Genomic DNA, 1,403 nt, shown 5'->3' with positions numbered 1-1,403 from the left:
TTCAGTCGTTCGAGCGTGCCGACCTCATCCTCGCCCATGAGCGTGCTGTAGCCGACCACGTCGGCAGCAAGGATCGCGGTAAGCCTTCGCTCCATACCTGCCTGCGCCCTCCTTGGTCGATCAAGCGGCTTCGCGCAGCCTATTCTAGTCCCGCATCGGACGCGAGTGTGTGCGTCCGTTATGACGCGCGTGTGCTTCTACTGAACAACCGTAAAGTGAAACACCTTGCTTGAGTTGACGAAGGAATAGCCGCCGCCTCCATCGTCGCGGCGTTTATAGACGGGTCCACAGTCGGGGCGCCCGAACATATTCTCGCTCAGCTCGCACAATAAGTCGCCATCGACACGGACGGTCTCGGTGACCAGCCGCGTCGTGGAGCGGAAGGCTGCCTTGCCGTCGCTCCCGATCTGGAGGAAGGCTGGTTGGAGACCGGGCTCAAGCTGACCCTGCAGAGTATGGCCCAGCACCAGCGAGGCGATCTCCTTGCCCTTCAAGCGGTTGTGCTCATCGCCGGTAAAACCGAACGGCCATTCGGGCAAGCCCGCCTGCTGCAACGCGTCGACGATGAGAGCCAAATCCTGCGGGTTACGATATTGGGCACCGTTGAGTCGGTATGCGGACAATGAATCGAAACCTGGTGTGGACATGGCACCTAGCCCCTCGGCCACTGCCGCCCTGGCATCCTGCAGGCGGCCGGCGCGGGCGTAGGCGGCACCAAGCGTGATCGTGAAATCTCCGACTGACGGCGCATCGTCGCGGGTGCGTTCGAGGGCCTCGATCGCCCTGTCGTTGCTCCCTTGAATTAGAAAGACCAGACCGGCAATTTGCCGGTTTACAGGTGAAAGGTTGGGATCGAGCCTGAGCGCCGTCTCGACCGCTTCGGCAGCCTCAGCATGACTGCCGGCGAACAGTTGCACGTATCCCAGGGCTATTTGCGTCTCAGCATCGCCGGGGCCGAGTGCGACGGCTCGCTCGACCGAAGCGATGGCTTCCTCGTAGCGGCGATCCACGACCTGCATGATCCCAAGAATAGCATAGGGCGACGAAAGGTCAGGGTCGAGTTGCAAAGCTCGGCTCGCCTTCTCATAGGCGCGCTTGCGCGCAGGTGCGCTCTGCATGATGTCATTGAACGATTCACGCCAGATATACACCGTCGTGCTTGCATCCGCCGCGAAGGCTTCCGCAAAAGCGGGGTCGAGCTGCTCGGCCTTGTCGTAGAGCGTGAGCGCCTCCCGCAGGCCGTCGCGCCGACCGGTCCGTGCTGTCTGCTCGGCACGAAGATAGAAGTCGTAGGCTTCGAGGTTTTCGGTCGGCGGCCGCGCCATGCGCTCGCTTTCCGCTGCCGAAGGTTGCATGCCAAGCGCCTTGGCGATCTCGCCGCTCATCTCGTGCTGGACGGCAAA

General features: G+C 62.1%; 1 protein-coding gene. It reads right to left on the bottom strand.

Annotated features, from left to right (window positions below):
* Nucleotides 1–197 precede the first annotated feature (197 nt).
* Nucleotides 198–1,403: tetratricopeptide repeat protein (locus NKI15_RS31895; protein ID WP_023699418.1), on the bottom strand; the 1,206-nt coding region annotated here is incomplete at its 5' end.

The sequence above is a fragment of the Mesorhizobium sp. M0862 genome, assembly GCF_040319795.1.
Taxonomy (GTDB): domain Bacteria; phylum Pseudomonadota; class Alphaproteobacteria; order Rhizobiales; family Rhizobiaceae; genus Mesorhizobium.
Note: the sequence above shows the minus strand (reverse complement) of the source record. Positions and strands in the feature narration are given on the sequence as shown.